Source organism: Xenorhabdus entomophaga (assembly GCF_037996725.1).
GTDB classification, from domain to species: Bacteria; Pseudomonadota; Gammaproteobacteria; order Enterobacterales; family Enterobacteriaceae; genus Xenorhabdus; species Xenorhabdus khoisanae.
On sequence record NZ_JBBMXH010000162.1, the window covers coordinates 1 to 5,854 of the forward strand.

The 5,854-nt window shown below is 42.6% G+C and carries 3 protein-coding genes, 9 tRNA genes and 1 pseudogene; 6 read left to right on the top strand and 7 right to left on the bottom strand.

The window, feature by feature from the left end; all coding sequences use genetic code 11:
- Nucleotides 1-170: 170 nt before the first annotated feature.
- The 3 genes and pseudogenes from mtnK to AAC854_RS20900 all read left to right on the top strand — a co-directional run.
- Complete coding sequence (gene mtnK, locus AAC854_RS20890; protein WP_340618785.1) at nt 171-1,460, top strand: S-methyl-5-thioribose kinase; 1,290 nt, start codon at nt 171-173, stop codon at nt 1,458-1,460.
- A gap of 9 nt (nt 1,461-1,469) precedes the next feature.
- Nucleotides 1,470-2,567: an S-methyl-5-thioribose-1-phosphate isomerase gene (gene mtnA / locus AAC854_RS20895; RefSeq protein WP_340618786.1), complete on the top strand. Its 1,098-nt coding sequence runs from the start codon at nt 1,470-1,472 to the stop codon at nt 2,565-2,567.
- 28 nt (nt 2,568-2,595) lie between these two features.
- A pseudogene (locus tag AAC854_RS20900) lies at nt 2,596-2,730 on the top strand (class II aldolase/adducin family protein); the annotation flags it as partial.
- Nucleotides 2,731-2,815: 85 nt separating this feature from the next.
- Here the strand turns inward: AAC854_RS20900 and AAC854_RS20905 are convergent.
- The 7 genes from AAC854_RS20905 to AAC854_RS20935 all read right to left on the bottom strand — a co-directional run bounded on the left by AAC854_RS20905 (nt 2,816) and on the right by AAC854_RS20935 (nt 3,577).
- Nucleotides 2,816-2,891 (bottom strand) — tRNA-Val (locus AAC854_RS20905).
- Nucleotides 2,892-2,913: 22 nt separating this feature from the next.
- Nucleotides 2,914-2,989: transfer RNA gene (locus tag AAC854_RS20910), tRNA-Lys, on the bottom strand.
- 30 nt (nt 2,990-3,019) lie between these two features.
- Nucleotides 3,020-3,095, bottom strand: a tRNA-Lys gene (locus AAC854_RS20915).
- 30 nt (nt 3,096-3,125) lie between these two features.
- Nucleotides 3,126-3,201 (bottom strand) — tRNA-Lys (locus tag AAC854_RS20920).
- Nucleotides 3,202-3,243: 42 nt separating this feature from the next.
- Nucleotides 3,244-3,319, bottom strand: a tRNA-Val gene (locus tag AAC854_RS20925).
- A 44-nt stretch (nt 3,320-3,363) separates the two neighbouring features.
- Nucleotides 3,364-3,439: transfer RNA gene (locus AAC854_RS20930), tRNA-Val, on the bottom strand.
- A 62-nt stretch (nt 3,440-3,501) separates the two neighbouring features.
- Nucleotides 3,502-3,577 (bottom strand) — tRNA-Val (locus tag AAC854_RS20935).
- A 271-nt stretch (nt 3,578-3,848) separates the two neighbouring features.
- Here AAC854_RS20935 and gltX point away from each other — a divergent pair.
- The 3 genes from gltX to AAC854_RS20950 all read left to right on the top strand — a co-directional run bounded on the left by gltX (nt 3,849) and on the right by AAC854_RS20950 (nt 5,679).
- Nucleotides 3,849-5,264, top strand: coding sequence for a glutamate--tRNA ligase (gltX, locus tag AAC854_RS20940; protein ID WP_340618787.1), 1,416 nt, complete (start codon nt 3,849-3,851; stop codon nt 5,262-5,264).
- A gap of 197 nt (nt 5,265-5,461) precedes the next feature.
- Nucleotides 5,462-5,537: transfer RNA gene (locus tag AAC854_RS20945), tRNA-Ala, on the top strand.
- A gap of 66 nt (nt 5,538-5,603) precedes the next feature.
- Nucleotides 5,604-5,679 (top strand) — tRNA-Ala (locus AAC854_RS20950).
- Nucleotides 5,680-5,854 lie beyond the last annotated feature (175 nt).

A 5,854-nucleotide genomic window follows, 5' to 3' on the forward strand; every position in this document is an offset into this window, starting at 1 on the left:
TATGTGGCAGCTCATCAAAAGAGTTAAGATTTTCTTGAATGCCGCTTCAGCAAATAGTTGGAAAGGAATAGGAAATATGAAATTCTCATAATTATGAAAAGTTATATAACAATTGTAAAAATCATTACAGCAAAATAAATTATCGCTGTGCAGTTTATGAACATTCCTTCATGAAATTATCAGGATGGAAAATGATGTCTGCTCATACTCCTACAGGGTATACCCCACAAACTTGTGAATCTTTACCACACTATCTTTCTCAAAATTTACCAATAACACTTTCATTGGATGGTTCCCCTGAAACTTGGCAAGTACAGGAAATCGGTGATGGTAATCTCAACTTAGTGTTTATTGTCTCTGGAAAAGAAAAAACGATTGTTGTGAAGCAAGCCTTGCCTTATGTAAGAGCTGCTGGTGAATCATGGCAACTTTCTCTTGTTCGCTCGCATTTTGAATATCATACCTTGATTGAAGAAAATAAAGTTGCCCCAAAATATGTTCCTGATGTCTATTTTTATGATGAGGAAATGTCTCTCATTGTCATGGAGTATTTGTCTCAGCATATCATCCTACGCAAACAGCTAATTGCTGGAATCGAAATTCCCCGCCTTGCGGAAGATATAGGGATTTTTCTTGCCAAGACGTTATTTCATACATCCGATATTGGAATGGCAGGCAAAGAGAAAAAAGATCTGGTCGCTCGTTTCGCTAATAATCATGAACTTTGCAAAATTACCGAAGACCTGATCTTCACAGAACCCTATTTTAATGCGGAACGAAATAATTGGACTACCCCCCAACTTGACGATGAAATTTACTCCCTTTGGCAAGATCGCGCACTCATTCAAACAGCCATGCAATATAAGTATCAGTTCATGACACAAGCACAAGCATTGCTACATGGCGATCTCCATTCCGGCTCCATTATGGTGACACAAAACTCCACAAAGGTGATTGATCCTGAGTTCAGTTTCGTGGGACCAATGGCATTTGATATCGGAAATTACATCGGTAATTTGCTGATTGCTTATTTTGCCCAACCTGCCCTACGAGAAAATAATGCACAATGCACCGATTACCAAACATGGCTTTTGGAACAAATAGAGACAACATGGGTAGTATTTAAACACCATTTCTGTCAATTATGGAATCAGAAAAGCTCAGGAGAGGCCTACCCTACCTGTCTTTATCAACAAGGTGCGTTCGACAAATCGTTCTTGAAAACAGCGCAAGATGACTTTTTGTCCACTTTATTTAAAGATACTCTCGCCTATGCTGGATTAGAAATTAATCGCCGCATTATTGGCTTTGCTGGCGTTGCCGATTTCAAACAAATTGAAGATCAAAATCAGCGTGCTATTTGTGAAAAAAGTGCACTGAAATTGGCACGAGAGTTAATTGTAAATCGGGAAAATTATCACAATTTTTCTCTAATTAAACGCTATATAGCACAATGTTAAGAGGCTGATATGAAAATTAATGGCACTCATTATCGTTCCGTTTGGCTTGCAGACAATGGCTATACCGTCGAAATTTTCGATCAGACTAAGCTTCCTTTTCAAGTGCAGATTATTCAACTACACACCATGCAGGATGCTGCGATAGCTATTAAAGAAATGTGGGTACGGGGAGCACCATTGATTGGTGCCGTTGCCGTGTATGGCATGGCTTTAGCGATGCGTCAGGAAAATAGCGATGAAAAGTTGCAGCAGGCTTACGATATTTTGGTTAAAACCCGTCCTACCGCAGTCAATTTAAAATGGGCGTTGGAGAGAGCGTATCGAATATTGAAGAATACCGAGCAGGTATTACGTGCAGAAACCGCTTACCGTATCGCTGATGAAATTGCAGATGAAGATGTAGAGCTATGCCGTAAAATTGGTGAACATGGCCTAAAAATAATTCAGGGTATCGCAGAAACGAAACCCACCGGTGAGTCGGTCAATATTCTGACGCACTGTAATGCAGGATGGCTTGCCACGGTTGATTGGGGAACGGCACTGGCTCCCATTTATATGGCGCATGATACAGGAATTAAGGTACATGTCTGGGTTGATGAAACGCGCCCACGTAATCAAGGAGGGTTAACCGCTTTCGAATTGGGTTCACATGGTGTTCCACATACTTTGATAGCTGATAATGTAGGTGGGCATCTGATGCAGCACGGTAAAGTCGATCTCTGCATTGTCGGCACAGACCGAACAACTGCCCGAGGCGATGTATGCAATAAAATCGGAACTTACCTCAAGGCATTGGCGGCCAAAGCCAATCACGTCCCTTTTTATGTAGCCTTACCATCACCAACTCTGGATGTTACAGTCTGGGATGGCGTAAAAGAAATTCCCATTGAACAGCGTTCGGGTGAAGAACAATCCCATGTATACGGCATCACACCAGAAGGTACACTAAGTTGGGTCAATACTGCCCCGCAAGGAACATTCTGTGAAAATTATGCCTTTGATGTTACACCTGCTGAGTTTATCACTGGGTTGATTACAGAGCGTGGAATTTGCGTTGCTGGCGAGGAAGGGTTAAGGGCGCTTTTCCCTGATTTGTACAGACAATAGCCATAAGTTGTCATTTAAGGCGGACATAATGAACAGAGAACAAATAGCTCAAGAGATCATCGGGACATGTCTCAGAATGAATGCGATTGGGTTAAACCAAGGAACATCGGGCAATATCAGTGCTCGTTATCAAAACGGTTTTTTAATTACTCCCTGTGGAATGAAAAAGAGAGCTGATTGATTAGAAATATTATTAAAACAGAGGAATTAAATAAGAATTTATCAGGACGCGAATCTTGGAGATGAAGTGGTGGGCGATACCAGATTCGAACTGATGACCCCCTCCTTGTAAGGGAGATGCTCTACCAACTGAGCTAATCGCCCACTTCATACGTTCATACCTAAATGGTGGGTCGTGCAGGATTCGAACCTGCGACCAATTGATTAAAAGTCAACTGCTCTACCGACTGAGCTAACGACCCGATTAGGTAATTCTGATTTTGATATCTAAATGGTGGGTCGTGCAGGATTCGAACCTGCGACCAATTGATTAAAAGTCAACTGCTCTACCGACTGAGCTAACGACCCAATTAGATAATACTGATTTTGATATTTGAATGGTGGGTCGTGCAGGATTCGAACCTGCGACCAATTGATTAAAAGTCAACTGCTCTACCGACTGAGCTAACGACCCATTCAAAATATCATTGTGATACTGCGAAACAATCTAATGAAGTGGTGGGCGATACCAGATTCGAACTGATGACCCCCTCCTTGTAAGGGAGATGCTCTACCAACTGAGCTAATCGCCCACTTCATGATGACTATAACGACATCAATACCACTGATTTATGATTGGTGGGCGATACCAGATTCGAACTGATGACCCCCTCCTTGTAAGGGAGATGCTCTACCAACTGAGCTAATCGCCCAATCATAAAATCATTTTTATCACTACGCTTACCAAAACAGCAGTTTATCACTACGAGAGAGATGGTGGGCGATACCAGATTCGAACTGATGACCCCCTCCTTGTAAGGGAGATGCTCTACCAACTGAGCTAATCGCCCCGTCGTGATGGAGTCGCATTATAGGGATAGTTCGAGGTGAGTCAACGGTTTTTATTACTAAAATTTTCGTTCGTTGTAAAATTAAACAGAATGAAACAATTATAATCACTTAAGGTTATCATTCGGGCGATATGTCTCAGCTTTTATCAATAACGTATGATTAACGCCATTGAGGAATTGAAGTGCAGTGATAAAATAACCCCTATTATTGTTACTTCAATCATCCAAAAACGCTCTCTAAAAAAGAGAAACGTAACTAAGGCAACTCCCGATGAGTAAAATTAAAACCCGTTTTGCACCAAGTCCTACTGGCTATCTTCATGTTGGTGGTGCGCGTACTGCTCTTTATTCCTGGTTATACAGTCGCCACAATAAAGGTGAATTTGTTCTTCGTATTGAAGACACCGATCTGGAACGTTCTACTCAAGAAGCCATTGATGCAATTATGGACGGGATGAACTGGTTAAACCTGAATTGGGATGAAGGTCCTTATTATCAGACCAAACGTTTCGACCGTTATAATCAGGTTATTGATGAAATGCTGGAGCAAGGCACAGCTTACCGCTGCTATTGTTCTAAAGAGCATTTGGAGCAATTGCGTGAAACTCAGATGGCAAACAGCGAAAAACCTCGTTATGACGGCCGTTGTCGTGATAGTGAATGCCAGCACAACCACGATGAACCCCATGTTGTACGTTTCCGCAACCCACAAGAAGGTTCCGTTATTTTTGATGACAGCATTCGTGGCCCGATTGAATTCAGCAATCAGGAACTGGATGATTTAATCATTCGCCGTACTGATGGCTCACCAACTTATAACTTCTGCGTTGTGATTGATGACTGGGATATGGAAATTACCCATGTTATTCGTGGTGAAGACCATATCAACAATACTCCGCGCCAGATTAATATTCTGAAAGCGCTTGGCGCACCAGTTCCAGAATATGCCCACGTTTCTATGATCCTCGGTGACGACGGCAAAAAACTGTCCAAACGTCACGGAGCAGTCAGCGTAATGCAATACCGTGATGATGGTTATCTCCCGGAAGCGCTGCTGAACTATCTGGTTCGTCTGGGCTGGTCACATGGCGATCAGGAAATTTTCAGCGTTGAAGAAATGACTGAGCTGTTTAGCCTTGATGCCATCAGCAAATCCGCCAGTGCATTCAATACTGAAAAACTGCAATGGTTGAACCATCATTACATCAATACCCTGCCAGCGGAAAAAGTTGCTGTGTATTTAGCATGGCATATTGAACAACAAGGTATTGATACTCGTACTGGCCCGGAACTGGCTGATTTGATCAAACTGCTGGGTGAGCGCTGCAAGACACTGAAAGAGATGGCAGAGTCCAGCCGTTACTTCTATGAAGAGTTTGCCGAGTTTGATGCAGATGCGGCGAAGAAACATTTGCGCCCTGTTGCTCGTCAGCCATTAGAGGTTGCTCGAGCGAAACTGGCAGCTATCACAGAATGGACGCCAGAAAATATCCATCACGCCATTCAGGCGACGGCTGACGAATTGGAAGTGGGTATGGGTAAAGTGGGTATGCCACTACGTGTTGCGGTAACAGGTGCAGGCCAATCACCAAGTGTTGATGTGACGGTTCATGCCATCAATCAAGCTCGTTCACTGTCTCGTATTGATAAAGCTCTGGCTTATATTACCCAGCGTGAAGCGCAATAAATTGTCATTTAGCTTTACTGCATAACAAGATGACATGAATAATAAAGGCACTCAATTCATTGCAGTGCCTTTATTTTTTGCTCACAAGATTGGTTATTGGTGGCTTTTTCAGCGCTTACACAGAGAATACTAATGAATCCATTGACAGAATTCTCTGGGTTTCATATGATTCGCCCCGTTCTACAGGATTTTGATTTGGGGCTATAGCTCAGCTGGGAGAGCGCTTGCATGGCATGCAAGAGGTCAGCGGTTCGATCCCGCTTAGCTCCACCAAATACGATTAATATTGGTAAATCCATTCATCAGTATTTGGCATTCAAAAACCTGAACCACATTCGTGGGGCTATAGCTCAGCTGGGAGAGCGCTTGCATGGCATGCAAGAGGTCAGCGGTCCGATCCCGCTTAGCTCCACCAAAATTCTGAATCCCTGATAACGCAAGTTTTCAGGGATTTTTCTTATGTATGCCTGCTCATATCTTTATATAACTTTTCATAATTATGAGAATTTCATATTTCCTATTCCTTTCCAACTATTTGCTGAAGCGGCATTCAAGAAAATCTTAACTCTTTTGATGAGCTGCCACATATA